Source organism: Brucella thiophenivorans, assembly GCF_002252445.1.
In the GTDB taxonomy this organism is placed as follows: domain Bacteria; phylum Pseudomonadota; class Alphaproteobacteria; order Rhizobiales; family Rhizobiaceae; genus Brucella; species Brucella thiophenivorans.
In genome coordinates this window covers 109,546-127,536 of sequence record NZ_NNRJ01000010.1, presented here as the reverse complement: position 1 = coordinate 127,536, position 17,991 = coordinate 109,546, and the positions used below count along the sequence as shown (strand labels likewise).

Below are 17,991 nucleotides of genomic sequence, written 5' to 3'. Positions count from 1 at the left end.
GGGTCAACCGATCTTGCGTCAAACGTGTTCCCAGGCCTTTTCGATGAAATGCTCTATCGACGATTCCCCATGACAGGGACGCCTTTCTTTTTCCTTTTTGAATGGTTAGTCCGCCGCAGGCGATGACTGAACCTTTAAGCGTGAAAACGATATAAGGGTTTTCCGTGGTGTTTGTTACCCGCAGAAATTCGCTAAATTCCGCACGCTCTTCCATAACAAAGAAGGTCGGAAGGTTGCTGTCAAAAATCGACATGCAAGCGTCGAAGTCGCACGATGCGTAAGAGCGGGTGAAGATGTCATTGATTATAGGATCATGCGAACTTGTTTCGATTGTTTCTAGTCTTCGTCCACAATACGTAAATGCAATTGTTTACCAGAGTTTTCTGCCGGACGTGTTTGGGCGCTCGATGGTTCTTCCACAGGGGCTGGGCCAAACTCAAGCGCTTCAATTTTTGCGCCGCGTTTGGTGACTTTGTTGGACGATACCAGAATATCGTCGATGTCCTTGTTAGCCTGTATGAAATGCGTTTGCAGCTTGCGCACACGTTCATCGAGACGGCCCACATCTTCCATCAGCCGCACCACTTCGCCCTGAATGACATGGGCCTGTTCGCGCATGCGGGCATCTTTCAGGATCGCCTGAATGACCTGAATGGACAACATCAGCAGCGATGGTGAAACAATCACGATCCTTGCGCGGTGCGCGCGCTGGATGATCGCCTCGAAATGTTCGTGTATATCAGCAAAAATTGACTCGGAAGGCACGAACAGGAACGCCGTGTCCTGTGTCTCGCCGGTGATCAGATATTTTTCCGATATATCTTTGATGTGCACTTCCATATCGCGGCGGAACTGCGCAACGGCGACCTTTTTAGCTTCCGGCGCTTCTGCCGCGCGCATGGAATTCCATGCTTCGAGCGGGAATTTCGCATCAACAACCAGTGAGGGGGATTTGTTCGGCATCCGCACAAGGCAATCTGGGCGGGTACTGTTGGAAAGTGTTGCCTGAAATTCGTAAGCGCCTTGTGGAAGGCCGTCGGCGATAATCGCTTCCATACGCGACTGGCCGAATGCGCCGCGCGTCTGCTTATTGGCGAGGATCGCTTGCAATTGCACGACCTGACCGGCGAGCGACTGGATATTGTTTTGCGCCGTGTCGATGACCGCCAGACGCTCCTGCAATTTGGCGAGGTTTTCATGGGTTGAGCGCGTCTGCTCGGTCATGGTCTGGCCGATACGATGGGTCATGCCATCAAGGCGCTCGCGGATTGATTGGTTGAGTTCCGCCTGTCGTGAGCCGAACACTTCTGCCATGGTCTGCATGCGGCCTTGCATTTCGGACTGTGCTTTCAGAATCTCCGCCATTCGATATTCGGCATCGCGCGCACGATCCTCTGCCTGCGCCTCTGCGACGGCCCTAAGACGGGCAGAACGCGCCGAGGCGATGAGAAAAATGCACAAGCACAGCACCAGCGCAACTATGCCTGCAAGCAGGATATTTCCCAGCGTGAACGTGGTTGCGCCAAGCTGCAAAATCGGTTCGTTCAAGAGATTCTGGTTTTCCATAGGCTAAGCTTAACTGATTCGTGGTGTCTTGATGAGATCAAAACAAGAACATTTTTAATCCCCAATTGACGATTCTCACGCAAGCGATTACGTGAAGCGCATGTCTATTAAACCGCTCATTATCCTTCCCGATCCCGTTCTGCGCGAGCTTTCGAAGCCGGTTGAGCGCTTTGACGATCAGTTGCGCAAATTCGCAGCCGACATGTTCGACACGATGTATGACGCGCCGGGCATCGGTCTTGCTGCCATTCAGGTGGGTCAGCCTCTGCGGATGCTGGTGATTGATCTCGCAAAGGAAGATGCTCCGAAGGAGCCGCACGTCTTCATCAATCCTGAGATTGTCGCCTCGTCCGATGAGCGCAGCGTCTATGAAGAGGGCTGTCTTTCAATCCCGGATTATTATGCGGAGGTTGAGCGGCCTGCGACCATCAAGGTCAATTATTTCGATGCGGATGGCAAGGAAAAGTCGATGGAGGCCGATGGGCTGATGGCGACCTGCTTGCAGCACGAAATAGATCATCTCAATGGTGTGCTGTTCATCGATCATATTTCCAAATTGAAGCGCGATATGGTCATCAAGAAGTTCAAGAAGCTCGCCAGTCAGCGTGCGTCAAACAGGCCTTTGTGATGCGGATTGTTTTTATGGGAACACCGGATTTCTCGGTGCCAATCCTCACAGCCATCATCGGGCAGGGCTATGAAGTCGTGGCGGTTTATTCGCAGCCGCCGCGTCCGGCTGGCCGTCGCGGGCTGGAACTGACCAAATCGCCTGTGCATGAAAAGGCCGAGGAATTCGGCATTCCGGTTTTCACGCCAAAAAGCCTCAAGGGTGCGGAAGAGCAGGATGTCTTTGCAAGTCTTGAAGCGGATGTCGCGATTGTCGTGGCCTATGGCTTGCTGTTGCCGCAGGCGATTTTGGATGCGCCGCGTCTGGGTTGTTACAATGGTCATGCCTCGCTTCTGCCACGCTGGCGCGGTGCTGCACCCATTCAGCGTGCTATCATGTCGGGCGATACCGAAACCGGCATGATGATCATGAAAATGGATGCGGGTCTTGATACCGGTCCGGTGGCAATGGCGGAAAAAGTTGCTATAACGCCGGATATGTCGGCGGGTGAACTGCATGATCGATTGAGCATGATCGGTGCCGATTTGATGGTACGAGCGCTTGGTGCGCTCGAGCGTGAAAGTCTCGCACTTCAGCCGCAGGACGAAGATGGCGTGACCTATGCCGCCAAGATCGACAAGGCTGAAGCGCGCATCGATTGGTCCAAGCCTGCGAAGGATGTGCATAATACCATTCGCGGTCTGTCGCCGTTTCCGGGCGCATGGTGCGAGATGGAAATCAATGGTGCGGTCGAACGGGTGAAGCTCCAGCGCTCGACATTGGGTGGGGCTATGGGGGGCGAGGGCAGCGGTGTGCCGGGTACGGTGCTCGATGATCGGCTGACGATTGCCTGTGGTGATGGTGCCGTGCGGCTTGTGACGTTGCAACGGTCGGGTGGCAAGCCTTTGGCTGCGCAGGATTTTCTGCGTGGCGCACAAGTCACGAAGGTTTTCTGAGCGGTGCCGCGTTATAAGATCACTGTCGAATATGACGGCACGCCTTATGTCGGCTGGCAGCGGCAGGAAAATGGCTATGCTGTGCAGAACGCCATTGAACTCGCGTTTAAGAAGTTCTGCGGCGAAGATCTGACATTGAGTGCGGCAGGTCGCACCGATGCGGGTGTTCATGCGAGCGCGCAGATCATCCATGTTGATCTGACCAAGGATTGGGGGGCTGCGAAAGTGCGCGATGCGTTAAACGCGCATCTGGTGATGGCCAATGAACGCATTAGCATTCTCAATGTCGAAAAGACAACGGAAGCTTTTGATGCACGGTTCTCGGCGCGTGGCCGACATTATCTTTATCGCATTCACAACCGTCGTTCACCGTTAGCGATAGATTATCAGCGTGTCTGGTGGGTGCAAAAGCGCCTTGACCACGAAGCCATGCATGAAGCTGCGAAGCGATTGCTGGGTGAGCATGATTTTACGACATTTCGCGCAACGCAATGTCAGGCAAAAAGTCCGATAAAAACGCTCGACCGGCTCGATATTACGCGCACTGGCGATTATGTTGAAATGCGGGTTTCGGCGCGCTCATTCCTGCATAATCAGGTGCGCTCTTTTGCCGGAAGCCTGATGGAAGTAGGTGTTGGGCGCTGGACGGCTGATGATTTGCAGGCGGCACTTGAGGCCAAAGATCGCAAAGCTTGCGGTCAGGTTGCGCCGCCTTACGGGCTTTATCTGATCGGCGTTGATTACCCATTTCCTTTTTAGAAGCTTTCGGTGCCAATACCGATGCCAAAAAGCTGCTGCAGAAACACTGTGATGAACAGTGAGCCGAAGAACATGCACGCGAAAAATGGTGCAACATAGGCGTGAGGGCGTTGCAGCACCGTAAAAGTCAGTCGGTAGCTCAGGATGATTGATATGCCGAAAAGTACGAGGGCAAACAGCGTTGCGAAATCAAGAAATCCTGGAAATAATAGTTGAAGCAATGTAATCGGCGCAAAGAGCCAAGCCAGCAATGCGCTGCCCCAATTGGTCGCAATTACATAAGGGCCGTAGCGTTTTGAAATGCCGATGCGCTTGGCAATAAGTCCAAGAATAACGATTGGCAGCACCCAGGCGGCCAGGTCGACACATGCCGCACGGGTAACGATTGCGAGACGAAGCCCTGCCTCTTCCCGTCCTGCGGTGAGATCAGCCGCATAGGCAACCCATGTGGCCAGCAGGGGTGGCAAGGCAACGATAATCGCATAGAAAGATGTCCAGAAATCTTCTGCCGAGATGTCGAGATATGCAAGACCGTCTTTGCGGCCAAGCATCATCTTCCATACACCCGTGAAATATCTGAAAATATTATCCAGACTGGGCATATCTGTCCTTTATTCGAAAAAATCAGCGATAAACCGTTCGTAGATCTGTGTCAGGCCTTCAAGATCAGACAAGGCAACACGTTCGTCAACCATATGCATGGTTTGTCCTACAAGGCCGAACTCGACGACTGGGCAGTAGTCCTTAATAAAGCGCGCATCCGATGTGCCGCCTGATGTGGAAAGCTTAGGGCGTTTGCCGGTGACAGCTTCAACAGAAGAAGTCAGTGTTTCGATCAGCTTCTCGTCGCGGGTCAGAAAGACGTGGCTTGGATGTTCGCGCCATGTCAGTTCATAGTTGATTGGCGTTTCGCGGCCCGGACGCAGACGGTCGTTGCGCGAAGCCTTTTCAAGACGCGAATTGATCTCAGCCTTCAGGCTATCGGCTGTCCAAGTATCGTTGAAGCGAATGTTGAACGAAGCCGTTGCCTGATTGGCAATAACATTGGTCGCCTTGTTGCCTACGTCGATGGTGGTTACTTCCAGATTGCTTGCCTGAAAATCTGCCGTGCCTTCATCAAAAGCAGGATAAAGCAGGCTATCGACAAGCGTGGTGATGCTGCGCACCGGATTTTCTGCCAGATGAGGGTAGGCAGCATGGCCCTGGACACCGTGGACCGTAATCGTGCCGGAAAGCGAACCACGACGGCCGATCTTGATCATATCGCCAAGCGTGTCGGGATTGGTCGGTTCTCCGACCAATGACGCATCCCAGCTTTCGCCGCGGTCCTTGGCCCATTTAAGAAGCTTTTCGGTGCCGTTGATTGCCGGGCCTTCTTCATCTCCTGTGATGAGGAAGGAGAGGCTGCCCTTGAGGCTGCCGTGCTTTTCAACATGGCGTGCCACGGCTGCGACGAAACAGGCAATGCCACCCTTCATATCAACCGCACCGCGACCATACATGATGCCGTCTTCAATAGCGGCAGCGAAAGGCGGATGCTTCCAGTCGCTTTCATTGCCGGGAGGCACCACATCCGTATGGCCTGCAAACATCAGATGCGCGCCATTGCCAGACTTGCGCGCATAGAGGTTTTCAATGTCCGGCGTATCTTCGTCGATGAAGACCGGGCGCTCGATCGAAAAGCCCATAGGCTTAAGCATTGTTTCTAATGCGGTCAGCGCGCCGCCTTCAGCGGGCGTTACCGACGGGCAACGAATGAGAGCAGCGAGGTTTTCAGCGGGATTGGTTGGAAGGCTCATGATGTCAAAGCTTTGTTCTGAGAATCGTGTGGGCTTGAGATTAGATCGGGACGCTCCCAGATGAAACAACAATCCCTTGTTACCGTAAACAAGATGCAATGCGCATGGGGTTTACAAAATGGAGGTTCCGCGGACGAAAGCTCTTTTAATCGCGGCTTTTCTCAGAATGTCGCAAATCGGGAATGAAATTTCCTTGACCAGAGGGCCACTGTCATCGTTAGTTAAAAAAAGGTTGATAGCGAGACCCGGGAAACGGGCCGGTCATCTGGGAACAGTTTCTGGAAAATGCTTTTCGGAGCATTTTAAAAAATGGGAATCCGCTATGCGTTTATTGATTGCAACCGCAACCGCAACCGCATTCGTCGCTCTATCCGGGATAATGCTTGTTCCGTCTCAGGCTGCGCAATGGAGTGAGGCAGGCGGGATTACCAGCATTCCCTATGGCCATCTTGATTATTGCAAACGTACACCACGTGACTGCGGCGCGCATCGTGCATTGGCGCCGATGAAACTGACGCCAGATCGTATGAAGCTGCTGCAAAGCGTCAATGCTTCGGTCAATGCGGCCATCAAACCGGTTTCCGATCAGGATAACTACGGCAAGCGTGATTACTGGACCATTCCGAAGAATGGCAAAGGCGACTGCGAGGATTATGTACTGTTGAAGCGTGCCAAGCTTATGGCACGCGGGATCAGCCCGTCGCAGCTTTTGATCACGATGGTGCAGGGAAGCGAGGCACATATCGTGCTGACCGTGCGAACCGATAGCGGTGATTACATTCTCGACAATATGCGCGCCGATGTTTTGCCGGTTGAGAAGACCTCTTATCGCTATATTAAAATGCAGTCACCGTCGCATTCGGGGCAGTGGGTTTCAATTGCAGGCCGCTCTGTAAACGTCGCCAGCAATTAATTTAATCACTATAAGCGAGAGCTGTCAGGCAGAAGGGGTCGCATAGCGCGATCCCTTTTTCATTTGCGCGATTAGCACACCCAGACTCAGTGTATTTTTTAAGATTGCAGATGAAATCGTTAGTCGTGCAATTGTGATTAACACCATTCATTGTTCGATATTGTTACACAATAAAAGGCGACACAGTGTTCGCAAAAAGTGAACAAAAATGACATGATAACAAATTGGTTACTGCTGATATATGATTCAACATATTGTAAAAAATATATAATTCTAATTTTTACATGCCTGTTGGAAGAAGTTGGGCGCACGAATGTGTGATTAAGAAAACATTTTCGTGACTGGAACTTTTCATCACTGTCACCCATTTGAGGCTCATGAGGACGACGCACAGAACGTCGCCCAAATGACTAAGGAGATAGAAAATGAATAAGTTTGTTCTTGCTGCTGCTGCCCTTGCTCTTAGCGCCGGTGCTGCTTTTGCTGAAAATCCACATGTAGGTGAACCTGCAGATCTTTATGCAAATGATCGCACTCCTGTTGCTTCGCAGCGCGTAGACAACACTGCGACTGCAACTATTGGCCAGACGGTCAATATGGATGGTTCCGCTCACCGTTTTGGTGATGCATCGCCATCGAGCTACCAGAACTAAGAATACGATTATGACATTGGTCGTTACAGTTTAATTTTAAATCGTAACGACAGAGATTGCGGGTTGTAAGTGCGGCCTCCCAAGGTTCTTACAACCCGATATTTGAAAATGATCAATTTAACAAATCTCCCCGGAGGATGGTTGTTTGCCATCCCGGAGTCCCCGAAGGGAAAGGCAGATTGCCATCCGATGGGGTGATAGAAGGATTATGAAAATGAATAAGTTTGTTCTTGCTGCTGCTGCCCTTGCTCTTAGCGCGAGTGCTGCCTTTGCTGAAAATCCAAATGTTGGTATTCCAGCAGACCTTTATGCAAATGATCGCACACCAGTTGCAACACAGGGCGTTGATTACACAGCACCTGCGTCGATCCAGACACAGACCTATAGCGATGGTTCTGCACATCGTTTCGGCGATGCATCGCCTTCGAGCTACCAGAAATAAGCTTTCTGGCAGTGAATACAAAAAAGGCGAAGCTTTAGAGCTTCGCCTTTTTTCTTTAACTTTGCAGAGCCATTAATCGCGCAGCAGTTCGTTGATTGAGGTCTTGGAGCGCGTCTTTTCATCAACACGCTTGACGATCACAGCGCAATAAAGACCTGGGCCTGCTTCACCATTCGGGAACGGCTTGCCCGGCATCGTGCCAGCAACGACGACTGAATAAGGTGGCACTTCGCCATAGAAGATTTCGCCGGTTGCACGATCAACAATCTTGGTCGATTTGCCGATGAACACGCCCATGCCGAGCACGGCACCTTCGCGGATAATGCAGCCTTCAACGACTTCAGAACGTGCACCGATGAAGCAATTGTCTTCAATGATGGTTGGCCCTGCCTGCATTGGTTCCAGAACGCCACCGATGCCAACGCCGCCGGAAAGATGCACATTCTTGCCGATCTGTGCGCAGGAGCCCACAGTCGCCCATGCATCGACCATTGTGCCTTCATCGACATAAGCACCAAGATTGACGAAGGAAGGCATTAGAATCGCGTTAGGCGCGATGTAGGCCGAATAGCGAACAACCGAATTTGGTACGGCACGAATGCCAGCTTTTTCAAATTCATTGGCGGTCCATCCATCAAATTTGGAAGGAACTTTGTCCCACCAAGAAGCTTCGCCGGGGCCGCCCTTGATGATCTGCATCGGGTTGAGACGGAACGAAAGCAACACTGCTTTCTTGAGCCACTGATTAACCTGCCAGTTGCCGTCCGCCTGTTTTTCTGCCACACGCGCTTCACCACGATCAAGCAAAAGGAGCGACTGCTCAACTGCATCGCGAACTTCGCCGCGGGTTGCAGTGCTTATGCCATCGCGCTCGTCAAAAGCCTTTTCGATGACCTTCTCAAGGGAGGCGAAATCTGGCTTGGTCATATGGCGGTCTCCATAAAATGGCAGGGTAAGCGGATGCCGTCTTTTCGGTCGGCACTTGTTATAGAAGTGATTAAGCGAAGGCAGGATAGGGGTCAATCGCGTTATTGTGCGAAATAACTGATCGCAATTGCGCCAGATTAAGAATTTAACGCCGAGAATAATGCTAAGGCATCGATACGCATTGAAATTGAAGGAGCAGGCAAGCATGAACCCGATGGAGAAGACAGGCTGGACGCCTTTCCCAAATTCTGAGGAAGCTGCAAAACAGGCGCGCACGGTGCCAAAGACACCTCAGACCGAGGCCGAAGCTTATCGGCTTGCCTTCATGGATGATGACTTCATGACGCGGCGCGATATGCGTCCGATCCGGCTTCAGCTTGAGCTTCTGAAACCAGAACTGATCCTTGCGGATCGTGGTATCAAATCGACGGTTGTTATGTTCGGTGGCGCGCGTATTCCCGAACCGGGTGGTGACGCATGGGCTGCGAAAAACGAAGTCCAGAAAAAGAACCTTGAGGCCAATTCGCGCTATTATGAAGAAGCGCGCAAGTTTGCCCGCATTTGCTCTGAATATTCAGCGACGACCTATTATCGCGAGTTTATTGTCGTGACGGGCGGTGGTCCGGGCGTGATGGAAGCGGGAAACCGCGGGGCTGCGGATGTTGGCGCGCCGACCATTGGTCTTAATATCGTTTTGCCGCATGAGCAGGCACCGAATAGCTATGTGACGCCTGAACTGTGTTTCAACTTCCATTATTTTGCGCTGCGCAAGATGCATTTTCTCATGCGCGCAAAAGCAATTTGCGTGTTTCCGGGTGGCTTTGGCACGATGGACGAGTTGTTTGAAGCCATGACGCTCATCCAGACTGACCGTATGGAGCGTATGCCGCTTATCCTGTTTGGCAAAGAATTCTGGAGCAAGGCGATCAATATCGAATTTCTTGCAGAGCAGGGAACGATTTCGCCTGCCGATATTGAATTGCTGACCTTCGTCGATACGGCGGACGAAGCTTGGGACGAGATCAAGAGTTTCTATAAGCTCTGATTGAGAATGAAAAAGCCCGGTTATGATCAACCGGGCTTTTTTTATTTGACTGCAATGATGGTTTCCAGAAACTGTGTCAGATTGTCGGTTACATAATCAACCTGATCAGTAAACTCAGGGTCGCTTTCCCAAATCTCTGAGAATGTTGGCTCGAAATTATTTGGCACAATCAGCACGGTTTTCATGCCCAATGTCTTCGGTACAACGAGATTGCGCGCCAAATCTTCAAACATCACAGCTTTTTGTGCATCAATGCCGAATGCGCCGAGAAAACGGTCATAGGTGACGCGTTCGGGCTTAGGCGTCAGGCCAGCGGCAACGATGTCGAAAATATCGTCGAAATCATCAAGGATACCGAGCTGACGTGCTGCACGCTCTGCATGGCCGCGATCGCCATTGGTGAAGATGAAGCGGCGACCGGGCAGGGCGCGAATTGCTTCTCCAAGAGCAGGATCAGGTGTCAGCCAAGTGTAATCGATATCATGGACGTGCTTGAGAAAATCGTCCGGGTCGATTTCATGGCATTCCATCAGGCCTTTGAGCGTGGTGCCATATTCCAGATAAAACTGCTTCTGAATTTTGCGCGCTTCGTCATGCGGCAGGTTGAGCAGCTTCTCGACATAGTTTGTCATCCGCACATCGATCTGGGAAAACAGATCGGCTGCGTGCGGATAGAGCGTATTGTCGAGGTCGAATACCCAGTCGGTAACGTGGGCAAACGCCGGAGCATCAGGTTGATTGGTCATAAGTCTTTATGTCACGAAGGCGAGCCAAGAAAAAGCCGCCCGAAGGCGGCTAACGGATTACGGTACAATCAATGTTCCGGCACCATGTTCGGTGAAAAGCTCAAGCAAAACCGAATGCGGCGTCTTGCCGTTCAGAATGACAACGCCTTCAACGCCGCGACGGATCGCATCGATGCAGGTTTCGACCTTTGGTATCATGCCGCCAGAAATTGTGCCGTCTTTGATGAGCGCTTGCGCATCAGCAACCGACAATTCCTTGATGAGGTTTTTGTCCTTGTCGAGAACGCCTGGAACGTCGGTTAGGAACAGAAGACGCGTTGCAGCCAGTGCACCAGCAATAGCACCTGCAAAGGTATCTGCATTGATGTTGTAAGTGTGACCATCGCGGCCCGGAGCGACAGGTGCGATCACGGGAATCATTTCCGAGCGTGCCAGCAGATCGAGAAGCGTGCGGTCAACTTCTGCCGGTTCTCCTACAAAGCCCAGATCAAGCACTTTTTCGATGTTGGAATCTGGATCAATAACAGTCTTGTGCGCTTTGCGCGCGAAAACCATGTTGCCGTCTTTACCGCAAAGTCCGATGGCCCATTCGCCTTCGGCGTTGATGAGGGCGACGATTTCCTTGTTGATGGAACCGGCCAGAACCATTTCAACCACTTCAACTGTCTTTTCGTCGGTGACGCGAAGACCGCCTTCAAAACGTGATTCAATGCCGAGCTTGGTCAACATCGCCTGAATCTGCGGGCCACCACCATGCACAACGATTGGGTTGATGCCTGATTGCTTCAACAGCGCGATGTCGCGGGCAAAGGCTTTGCCGAGTTCTGGGTTACCCATGGCATGACCGCCATATTTAACCACGACATTCTTGTTCTCGTAGCGCTGCATATAGGGCAGGGCTGCTGAGAGGAGTTGCGCTTGCATTTCAGGATTTTCAAGAGTCGTCATCGTGGGTTCCATGGCTGGCGACAGGGCAAGAGAGGCAGGCTTTTCTAAGCAATATGTGCGGCCCTGTAAAACGGTTTTCCGATTTTTGTTCGCGATTATTTGAACGGCTTGGCTTGGATCGCCGTATTAAAAGCCATGATAAGCGCGCAAACCTCGTTCTTTGAATGGAGCATTTTCATGCAGCGAATAATTTTTACGGCAATTATTTCTCTCGCGAGTTTAGGCGCAGCGCAGGCAACACCTACAACCGAGACCATTATCATGGTCAGACATGGTGAAAAGCCGGAGCAGGGGCTGGGACAGCTCAATTGTCGCGGGCTAAACCGTTCGCTGAAATTGCCAGCCGTCATAGAGGCAGAGTTTGGCAAACCTGATGTTATTTTTGCCCCAAACCCTGCGGAGCTGAAAGAAGATAAAGGCGCTCACTATGCCTACAATCGCCCGCTCGCGACCGTTGAACCAACAGCGATAAAATTCGGCATGCCCGTCGATACGAGCTTTGGGTATCAGGATATAGCGAAGTTACAGAATGCGCTTGAAAAGCCAGAATATAAAGATGCCATCGTTCTGATCGGCTGGGAACACAAGCAGATCGTCAAGCTGGCCCGAAATATTCTGAAGGCTGAGGGCGGAGACAAAGCCGCTGTTCCCAAGTGGGAGGGCACTGATTTTGATAGCATCTATGTGGTGCGTATCACGCGTGATGGCTCGAAAACCACCACACAATTTGAGCAGCTCAATCAGGGGCTAAACCATCAGTCCGATGTTTGCCCAAGCTGATTTAGGCCTATTCCTTTGCCACGAGTGCGATTGCTGCGCGTAGCTCATCAAGGCCTAGGCCCTTTTCCGACGACGTCGTGATGATGCCGGGAAAACAGGCCGCACGCTTTTTCGTGAGCGCATGGGTTTCCTCGATCAAACGCGGAATGCCCGCAGCCTTGATCTTGTCGGTCTTGGTCAAAACGATCTGATAAGACACAGCTGCTTTGTCGAGGAGATCGAGTACGTCTGCGTCATTTTTCTTGATGCCGTGGCGCGAGTCTATGAGGAGATAAACGCGCTTGAGTGTCGTGCGGCCACGTAGATAATCGAACACAAGTCGCGTCCATGCATCGACATGTGCTTTCGGCGCTTCTGCAAAACCGTAGCCCGGCATGTCAACGAGTGCCAATGGCGGAAGGTCGCCATTCTCGCCGGAATAGCCATCGGGAACAAAGTAATTGAGTTCCTGCGTGCGGCCCGGCGTGTTGGATGTACGAGCTAGCGCCTTCTTGCCGACAATCGCATTGATGAGCGATGACTTGCCGACGTTGGAACGTCCGGCAAAGGCAATTTCCACGGGGCCTTCCAGCGGCAGAAACTTCATAGAAGGTACGCCGCGGATAAAAATCCAAGACTTCTTGAAGAGGAGACGTCCTTCTTCAACCAGGGCCGCATGTGCCGCGCGGGTCGCATCTGCTGCTAACTGGGCTGCTACCAGCTTCTTGTCCTGATCGCTCAATGTCGTATTCCTGATCGCATAATCTAAAGAATACACGCATCAAGGTTACGCGTTGCATTGTCAACCACTGAGCATGGTACAGCACAAAAAAAGCCCCGCAAAGGCGGGGCTTTTTACGTTTTATTTCTTCGCCTCTTTCGGCTTTCGCTTGAATACGTCTTTCAGATTGTCAAAGAGTTCAATCTTAACGCCCTGACGCTTCATGATGAAGCCCTGCTGGAGGATGGAAAGCGTGTTGTTCCATGCCCAGTAGATCACCAGGCCAGCTGGGAACGATGCCAGCATGAATGTGAAGATTATAGGCATCCAGGTGAAGATCATCGCCTGTGTTGGATCCGGAGGCGTCGGGTTCATGCGCATTTGCAGGAACATGGTAATGCCCATGATGATTGGCCAGACACCGATCATCAGGAAGGCCGGAACTGCGAAAGGCAGCAAACCAAACAGGTTGAAGATCGAGGTTGGATCTGGTGCTGCAAGGTCATGAATCCAGCCAAAGAACGGCGCATGGCGCATTTCGATGGTGACGTAGAGAACCTTATAAAGCGCGAAGAACACCGGAATCTGAACCAGAACTGGCCAGCAACCTGCAAGCGGATTGATCTTTTCCTGCTTGTAAAGCTGCATCATTTCCTGCTGCTGCTTCATCTTATCATCCGCGTATTTCTCGCGTATTTCCGTCATTTTTGGCTGCACGAGCTTCATGCGGGCCATCGACTTGTAAGACTTGTTGGCAAGCGGGAAGAAGAGGCCTTTGAGCAAAACGGTGACAAGCAGAATGGCGACGCCGAAGTTGCCGGAGAACTTGTAGATCCAGTCGATGAGGTAGAACATCGGCTTGGTAATGAAGTAGAACCAGCCCCAGTCGATCAGCAGTTCAAACTGCTTGATGCCGAGCTTTGTTTCGTAGTTCTGAATGTCCTGAACGACCTTTGCACCAGCGAAAACATGGTTCTTGATCGTCTGCGACTGACCGGCATCGATAGTGACCGGGGCGCTTAGAAGATCAGACTGGTAGCGTGGACGACCATCGGTGAAGTGCGAGAAACGGGCGGTAAACTTCTCAGTCTGAGGAGGAACAAGCGTCGCTGCCCAGTATTTGTCGGTGATACCAACCCAGCCGCCGGTGACGTCCTTGAACGAAATGTCCTTGTCGTCTTCGACCTTGGAATATTTGATTTCCTGCAAGCCGTCCTGACCCATGACGCCGATCAGTCCTTCATGGAGAACGTAAGTCGCACTTGCATGTTCAGGCTGGTTGAAGCGGGTTACGCGGCCATAAGAAGCAAGCGAGACCGGAGTGCTAGCATTGTTGGTGATCGTGTCGTCAACTTCGAACATATAGGCATCGTCAACCGAGATAATGCGCTTAAAGTTAATGTTCTTATCGTTGGTATATGTCAGCGTCACAGGCGTCGATGGAGTCAGCTTGTTGTTGCCTTCAACCGACCAGACGGTGTTTGGGCCGGGAACCTGTCCAACAGCGTCATTGCCCGCAAAGCCGAGCTCTACGAAATAGCCCTGCTTCAGACCCGATGGAGCGAGCAGCTCAATTTCAGGCGATTTAGGGTCAATCGTTTCGCGATAATTCTTGAGATAGAGGTCATCAAGACGTGCACCGGTCAGATTGATCGAACCGCGCAGCGAAGGCGTGTCGATATCGACGCGCTGTGTCTGAGCAACGGCTGCTTCGCGGGTCAGTGTGCCGCCCGCGACTGCACCATCGTGCTGGCCTGGAACTGCGCCGGGTGTGCCCGACATCTGTGGAGTATCGCCCTGAGCGCCATTTTGTGTGGCTTGCTGGGTCTGGCGCTGCTGCTCCTCAATGCGTGTCTGTTCCCGCTGGGCTTCCGTTTTCGGTCCCAGATAGAATACTTGCCACAGCGTTAATACGAGGATGGACAGTGCAATGGTTATGAAGAAATTACGATTATTTTCCATCGACGGGTCCTGATTCCGGTCTTTCCGTTCGGCGTTTCTTTTCGCCGCGCCTACCATCCGTCGCTTTTAAGCGTTTGGAGAGTTCCGCGGTCAGTTGCGAAAAGGGCGCAGTAAGTGCTTGCTCGCGTGCTACGATGACATAGTCGGTCGAGAGCGCCATGTCACTCCCCACGTGACAACGAACCGCTTCTCGCAACCTGCGACGGATACGATTGCGTATCACTGCATTGCCGTTTTTCTTGGTGACAGTGAAGCCTGCGCGGGGGTTGTCGCCGATTTTGGCCGCCGCAGATTCTTCTTCAGACCGTTCCCGGACTTCCAAAAGAAACAGTGGACCACGCCGTTTTTCACCATTCCTGACAGACAAAAACTCCGCTCTCTTGCGAAGGCGGAGTATTTGTTTCTGCTTTTTCATATCTTTATTCACCGCGCTGGTCGCGCGGGAAAAGATTAAGCGGAAAGCCGCTTGCGGCCGCGCGAACGGCGAGCGGCAAGAACTTTACGACCTGCGGCAGTTGCCATACGTGCACGGAAACCGTGACGGCGCTTGCGGACGAGGTTGGATGGCTGAAAAGTACGCTTCATTTATTTAATACCGCGGTGTGCGGCCCTTCTTGGTTCTGTCTTTACGACGAGCATGGTCTTGTCTGAAATCTAAAGTTACGTTTCAGGACCAAGCTCTATTGAACAGGAGCGAGTTCTTTTCCCATAAAGAAGGATAGCAAAAACCATCCATTGACCCTTATGGGCGAACGTGGTGCGGCTTATAGGGAAAGGGGTGTAAAGAGTCAATCGCCCGGCAATAATTCTTGACACTATATATGTATCAGCCATTGCCAAAGTGGGCAGGGGGCGAGGTGTATCGGTCAGACCAAATCATCCCTGATTTTTTTAACGCGCATCTTGTCTGAAAACCGCTTCACACTTTTCAGGATGCGCTCTAATAAGGATGCGCACCATTTTTACAAGCGGGTATATCCGCAGCAGTCATGAGAGGAGTTCACCATGAGCATCCGTCGTATCGAAGTCGGACCACGTATGAGCCAGGCCGTTGTTCACGGCAATACCGTTTATCTCGCTGGCCAGGTTGGCGAGCCGGGTGCAAGCGTGACCGATCAGACCAAGGCCGTTCTGGTTGAAGTCGATCGTCTGCTCGAAGCTGCCGGTTCTGACAAGTCGAAAATCCTTCAGGCGATCATCTGGCTTGCCGACATGAAGGACTTTGCCGAAATGAACGCAGTCTGGGATAGCTGGGTCGATAAGGCCAACACACCAGCCCGTGCGACCGGCGAAGCAGCGCTTGCAACGCCTGATTACAAGGTCGAAATCATCATTACCGCTGCAATCTAATTCTTTGTAGTTGTTGATTGGAAACCCCGCGCAAGCGGGGTTTTTTTATTGGCGAATGCGTTCTGAATAGCCCTCGCGTCCGCCTGCTTGCGCCTTTGCATCAATGGATGCGCGCCGGCGGGCTTCTTCGGTGCTGCTGCCATCGTTCTTTATCCATCCATGGTCATGGAGATAACCGGGCAGATAACCGGACAGCAAAATGCGGTAATCGAACGGGATGCCCGGATCGAGAAACCGCGCCATCTGGAAAATAATGGTCGTGCAGTTGGTCGTCACCGTGTTGTAAAATTCGGCTTTTTGCGCGAGCTGGTTGCCGCGCTCTACATAAGTCAGAAATAGTTCTTTCGCGGCTGCTGGCGGGAGGTCAATCTCATAGCGATAAACGTCTTCCTTGCGCACATTGGTACGCAGGAAAATAATATCGTTTTCTTCTGCAGCGATCATCGCAAGCTCAAACTCACGAAAAAAACCACCAATCGGGGAGTAAACTTCGTGATGCTCCTTGCGGATTTCGCCAGAGAACACGACATGGCGCCCATCTTCAAAGCCGAACGATAAAAGCGTGTGCGCGATGGAAGGTCCCGCCCAATACGACAGGTAAAGATCGACTGAGGTTATTTTATTAAGGTCGTAGGTTTCGTCTTTCCAGTTCGGGGTGAAGTCATCTGTCGTTTGCCAGTCGAAATCACGTACATTATAGAGCGTAACCTGATTGCCCTCTACCTTGCCGGTCACAGTGCGGGCCACTTCGGGTGCCCATATTCGGTCGAGTGATGGGCGGATCGTTGCCCACCAAGTCAGAAAAGCAAGTGCGAGCAGGCAGAAAAATAGCCGCTTGCGTCGGCAATGGAGCTTACGCTCGCCTACGATCACCCAAAGCGCAATGAAGAGCCAAGCTGCAATGATCGAGCCGCGCACAGCATTGCCGAATGGAAGCTGGAACCACATTCCGAAGCTCGACCAAATCGCAAAGATTACAACGAATAGAATGAATACAATTTTGCCTGTGAAGCGTACGGGTCTGGATTTTCCTATAGAAGACATTGACATCCCGTACTCGCCCGCCGCTTCACTTGTCGAATTTATAGAGATACTGGCATGATTTGCATTGGAATGTCATGGCCTATCCTGATTTACAGGCAATTTATCTGATAGATTAGAACCTATAAGAGGAAGAGGATTACATCCTATTCTTTAATATTACCGCTGTTTCTGGTCTGTGCTTTATTCGTTTAGCTGGTTTGGTAAATCGCCGTGCCACGCGCCATATAAGAAGTGCGGTTACAATGGCTGCATAGATGATTGGCTCTGCTGGCCAGCTTTTGACAGACATGAGGAAATGGATCGCACCACCGGCAATGGCGACATAGACCAGCTTGTGCAATGTGGTCCAGCGTCGACCGAGCTTGCGCATGGACCAATTATTGGAGGTGAGCGCCAGCGGTATTAAAAGCGCGAAACTGATCATGCCGATGGTGATGAAAGGTCGGCGGATAACATCCGCAATTACCACCGGAATATTCAATGCCTGATCCAGCACCATATAAACGGTCATATGCATCAAAACGTAATAGAATGCCAGAAGGCCAAGTGCACGTCGGTAGCGCAGCAGACTGATGCCGGTTAAATCGCGAATTGGCGTCACCAGAAGCGTCAGGATCAGAAAGCGCAGCGCCCAAAGCCCAAGCGTATGCTCAAAGCTTTTGACGGGATCGGCACCAAGCTGGTCGGTAGCACCTAAATAGAATGTCCATATAGCCGGAACGAAGCCGAGGGCGTAAAGGCCCCAGATTTTGAGTTCCGTAATGCTTGCTGATCTGGCTTTTGTGACTGCCATA

22 protein-coding genes are annotated in these 17,991 nt (G+C 51.8%); 9 read left to right on the top strand and 13 right to left on the bottom strand.

The features are described 5' to 3' along the window. Both CEV31_RS02955 and CEV31_RS02950 read right to left on the bottom strand, forming a co-directional pair. Positions 1-253: GNAT family N-acetyltransferase (locus tag CEV31_RS02955; RefSeq protein ID WP_143850895.1), on the bottom strand; the 253-nt coding region annotated here is incomplete at its 3' end. A gap of 83 nt (positions 254-336) precedes the next feature. Beyond that, complete coding sequence (locus tag CEV31_RS02950; protein ID WP_094505401.1) at positions 337-1,566, bottom strand: DNA recombination protein RmuC; 1,230 nt, start codon at positions 1,564-1,566, stop codon at positions 337-339. Between the two features lie 100 nt (positions 1,567-1,666). Here CEV31_RS02950 and def point away from each other — a divergent pair, with 100 nt between their 5' ends. From def to truA, 3 genes are read left to right on the top strand one after another with little or no spacing between them, the layout of a single operon-like run. Continuing rightward, positions 1,667-2,194, top strand: a complete 528-nt coding sequence (gene def, locus CEV31_RS02945) for a peptide deformylase (RefSeq protein ID WP_094505400.1) — start codon at positions 1,667-1,669, stop codon at positions 2,192-2,194. Further along, entirely contained in the window at positions 2,194-3,129 is a 936-nt protein-coding gene (gene fmt, locus CEV31_RS02940; protein WP_094505399.1) for a methionyl-tRNA formyltransferase, read from the top strand. The genes def and fmt overlap by 1 nt, the downstream gene beginning before the upstream one ends. Positions 3,130-3,132: 3 nt before the next feature. Beyond that, positions 3,133-3,888 (top strand): tRNA pseudouridine(38-40) synthase TruA, encoded by a 756-nt coding sequence (truA, locus tag CEV31_RS02935; RefSeq protein ID WP_094505398.1) that lies wholly within the window; start codon positions 3,133-3,135, stop codon positions 3,886-3,888. Here the strand turns inward: truA and CEV31_RS02930 are convergent. Together CEV31_RS02930 and dapE are read right to left on the bottom strand one after the other, a co-directional pair. Then, positions 3,885-4,490, bottom strand: coding sequence for a hypothetical protein (locus CEV31_RS02930; protein ID WP_094505397.1), 606 nt, complete (start codon positions 4,488-4,490; stop codon positions 3,885-3,887). The genes truA and CEV31_RS02930 overlap by 4 nt on opposite strands. Positions 4,491-4,499: 9 nt before the next feature. After that, positions 4,500-5,687: a succinyl-diaminopimelate desuccinylase gene (gene dapE, locus CEV31_RS02925; protein WP_094505396.1), complete on the bottom strand. Its 1,188-nt coding sequence runs from the start codon at positions 5,685-5,687 to the stop codon at positions 4,500-4,502. A 379-nt stretch (positions 5,688-6,066) separates the two neighbouring features. On the opposite strand from dapE, the gene CEV31_RS02920 reads away from it, so the two are divergent. The 3 genes from CEV31_RS02920 to CEV31_RS02910 all read left to right on the top strand — a co-directional run bounded on the left by CEV31_RS02920 (position 6,067) and on the right by CEV31_RS02910 (position 7,695). After that, positions 6,067-6,600 carry a transglutaminase-like cysteine peptidase gene (locus CEV31_RS02920; RefSeq protein WP_235818027.1) on the top strand — a complete coding sequence of 178 codons (534 nt, stop codon included), beginning with the start codon at positions 6,067-6,069 and terminating at the stop codon, positions 6,598-6,600. A 425-nt stretch (positions 6,601-7,025) separates the two neighbouring features. Next, positions 7,026-7,253, top strand: a complete 228-nt coding sequence (locus CEV31_RS02915; RefSeq protein WP_094505394.1) for a hypothetical protein — start codon at positions 7,026-7,028, stop codon at positions 7,251-7,253. Positions 7,254-7,467: 214 nt separating this feature from the next. Beyond that, the gene (locus CEV31_RS02910; protein ID WP_094505420.1) at positions 7,468-7,695 is read left to right on the top strand and encodes a hypothetical protein; all 228 of its coding nucleotides are present in this window, start codon (positions 7,468-7,470) and stop codon (positions 7,693-7,695) included. Between the two features lie 72 nt (positions 7,696-7,767). Here CEV31_RS02910 and dapD read toward each other — a convergent pair whose 3' ends face one another. Beyond that, entirely contained in the window at positions 7,768-8,622 is an 855-nt protein-coding gene (gene dapD / locus CEV31_RS02905; RefSeq protein WP_094505393.1) for a 2,3,4,5-tetrahydropyridine-2,6-dicarboxylate N-succinyltransferase, read from the bottom strand. A 205-nt stretch (positions 8,623-8,827) separates the two neighbouring features. Between dapD and CEV31_RS02900 the strand changes: the two genes are divergently transcribed. Next, positions 8,828-9,667, top strand: a complete 840-nt coding sequence (locus CEV31_RS02900) for an LOG family protein (protein ID WP_094505419.1) — start codon at positions 8,828-8,830, stop codon at positions 9,665-9,667. A 41-nt stretch (positions 9,668-9,708) separates the two neighbouring features. On the opposite strand, the gene CEV31_RS02895 is transcribed toward CEV31_RS02900, so the two are convergent. Together CEV31_RS02895 and argB are read right to left on the bottom strand one after the other, a co-directional pair. Next, positions 9,709-10,413, bottom strand: a complete 705-nt coding sequence (locus CEV31_RS02895) for a pyrimidine 5'-nucleotidase (protein WP_094505392.1) — start codon at positions 10,411-10,413, stop codon at positions 9,709-9,711. 57 nt (positions 10,414-10,470) lie between these two features. Continuing rightward, positions 10,471-11,361, bottom strand: a complete 891-nt coding sequence (gene argB / locus CEV31_RS02890; RefSeq protein ID WP_094505418.1) for an acetylglutamate kinase — start codon at positions 11,359-11,361, stop codon at positions 10,471-10,473. Between the two features lie 177 nt (positions 11,362-11,538). Between argB and CEV31_RS02885 the strand changes: the two genes are divergently transcribed. Further along, positions 11,539-12,141, top strand: a complete 603-nt coding sequence (locus CEV31_RS02885; protein ID WP_094505417.1) for a hypothetical protein — start codon at positions 11,539-11,541, stop codon at positions 12,139-12,141. A 7-nt stretch (positions 12,142-12,148) separates the two neighbouring features. On the opposite strand, the gene yihA is transcribed toward CEV31_RS02885, so the two are convergent. The 4 genes from yihA to rpmH all read right to left on the bottom strand — a co-directional run bounded on the left by yihA (position 12,149) and on the right by rpmH (position 15,388). Beyond that, a complete protein-coding gene (gene yihA, locus CEV31_RS02880; RefSeq protein ID WP_374847242.1) occupies positions 12,149-12,898 on the bottom strand; it encodes a ribosome biogenesis GTP-binding protein YihA/YsxC in 750 nt (249 codons plus the stop codon). A gap of 84 nt (positions 12,899-12,982) precedes the next feature. Then, positions 12,983-14,803: a membrane protein insertase YidC gene (gene yidC, locus CEV31_RS02875; protein ID WP_094505390.1), complete on the bottom strand. Its 1,821-nt coding sequence runs from the start codon at positions 14,801-14,803 to the stop codon at positions 12,983-12,985. Then, entirely contained in the window at positions 14,793-15,218 is a 426-nt protein-coding gene (gene rnpA / locus CEV31_RS02870) for a ribonuclease P protein component (protein ID WP_094505389.1), read from the bottom strand. The genes yidC and rnpA overlap by 11 nt, the downstream gene beginning before the upstream one ends. A gap of 35 nt (positions 15,219-15,253) precedes the next feature. Then, positions 15,254-15,388, bottom strand: coding sequence for a 50S ribosomal protein L34 (rpmH, locus tag CEV31_RS02865; protein WP_094505388.1), 135 nt, complete (start codon positions 15,386-15,388; stop codon positions 15,254-15,256). Positions 15,389-15,808: 420 nt separating this feature from the next. Between rpmH and CEV31_RS02860 the strand changes: the two genes are divergently transcribed. Then, complete coding sequence (locus CEV31_RS02860) at positions 15,809-16,153, top strand: RidA family protein (RefSeq protein ID WP_094505387.1); 345 nt, start codon at positions 15,809-15,811, stop codon at positions 16,151-16,153. A 45-nt stretch (positions 16,154-16,198) separates the two neighbouring features. Here the strand turns inward: CEV31_RS02860 and CEV31_RS02855 are convergent, their stop codons facing one another. Beyond that, the gene (locus CEV31_RS02855; RefSeq protein WP_210190869.1) at positions 16,199-17,197 is read right to left on the bottom strand and encodes an Lnb N-terminal periplasmic domain-containing protein; all 999 of its coding nucleotides are present in this window, start codon (positions 17,195-17,197) and stop codon (positions 16,199-16,201) included. A gap of 136 nt (positions 17,198-17,333) precedes the next feature. Beyond that, on the bottom strand, positions 17,334-17,990 hold the full coding sequence (gene msrQ / locus CEV31_RS02850) for a protein-methionine-sulfoxide reductase heme-binding subunit MsrQ (RefSeq protein ID WP_094505385.1): 657 nt from the start codon (positions 17,988-17,990) through the stop codon (positions 17,334-17,336). Position 17,991 lies beyond the last annotated feature (1 nt).

Coding starts and splice junctions, on each gene's coding strand:
- CEV31_RS02950 (WP_094505401.1), bottom strand. CDS start 1,566: ATGGAAAACCAGAATCTCTTGAACGAACCGATTTTGCAGCTTGGCGCA.
- def (WP_094505400.1), top strand. CDS start 1,667: ATGTCTATTAAACCGCTCATTATCCTTCCCGATCCCGTTCTGCGCGAG.
- fmt (WP_094505399.1), top strand. CDS start 2,194: ATGCGGATTGTTTTTATGGGAACACCGGATTTCTCGGTGCCAATCCTC.
- CEV31_RS02930 (WP_094505397.1), bottom strand. CDS start 4,490: ATGCCCAGTCTGGATAATATTTTCAGATATTTCACGGGTGTATGGAAG.
- dapE (WP_094505396.1), bottom strand. CDS start 5,687: ATGAGCCTTCCAACCAATCCCGCTGAAAACCTCGCTGCTCTCATTCGT.
- CEV31_RS02920 (WP_235818027.1), top strand. CDS start 6,067: ATGCTTGTTCCGTCTCAGGCTGCGCAATGGAGTGAGGCAGGCGGGATT.
- CEV31_RS02915 (WP_094505394.1), top strand. CDS start 7,026: ATGAATAAGTTTGTTCTTGCTGCTGCTGCCCTTGCTCTTAGCGCCGGT.
- CEV31_RS02910 (WP_094505420.1), top strand. CDS start 7,468: ATGAATAAGTTTGTTCTTGCTGCTGCTGCCCTTGCTCTTAGCGCGAGT.
- dapD (WP_094505393.1), bottom strand. CDS start 8,622: ATGACCAAGCCAGATTTCGCCTCCCTTGAGAAGGTCATCGAAAAGGCT.
- CEV31_RS02900 (WP_094505419.1), top strand. CDS start 8,828: ATGAACCCGATGGAGAAGACAGGCTGGACGCCTTTCCCAAATTCTGAG.
- CEV31_RS02895 (WP_094505392.1), bottom strand. CDS start 10,413: ATGACCAATCAACCTGATGCTCCGGCGTTTGCCCACGTTACCGACTGG.
- argB (WP_094505418.1), bottom strand. CDS start 11,361: ATGACGACTCTTGAAAATCCTGAAATGCAAGCGCAACTCCTCTCAGCA.
- CEV31_RS02885 (WP_094505417.1), top strand. CDS start 11,539: ATGCAGCGAATAATTTTTACGGCAATTATTTCTCTCGCGAGTTTAGGC.
- yidC (WP_094505390.1), bottom strand. CDS start 14,803: ATGGAAAATAATCGTAATTTCTTCATAACCATTGCACTGTCCATCCTC.
- rnpA (WP_094505389.1), bottom strand. CDS start 15,218: ATGAAAAAGCAGAAACAAATACTCCGCCTTCGCAAGAGAGCGGAGTTT.
- rpmH (WP_094505388.1), bottom strand. CDS start 15,388: ATGAAGCGTACTTTTCAGCCATCCAACCTCGTCCGCAAGCGCCGTCAC.
- CEV31_RS02860 (WP_094505387.1), top strand. CDS start 15,809: ATGAGCATCCGTCGTATCGAAGTCGGACCACGTATGAGCCAGGCCGTT.
- CEV31_RS02855 (WP_210190869.1), bottom strand. CDS start 17,197: ATGTCTTCTATAGGAAAATCCAGACCCGTACGCTTCACAGGCAAAATT.
- msrQ (WP_094505385.1), bottom strand. CDS start 17,990: ATGGCAGTCACAAAAGCCAGATCAGCAAGCATTACGGAACTCAAAATC.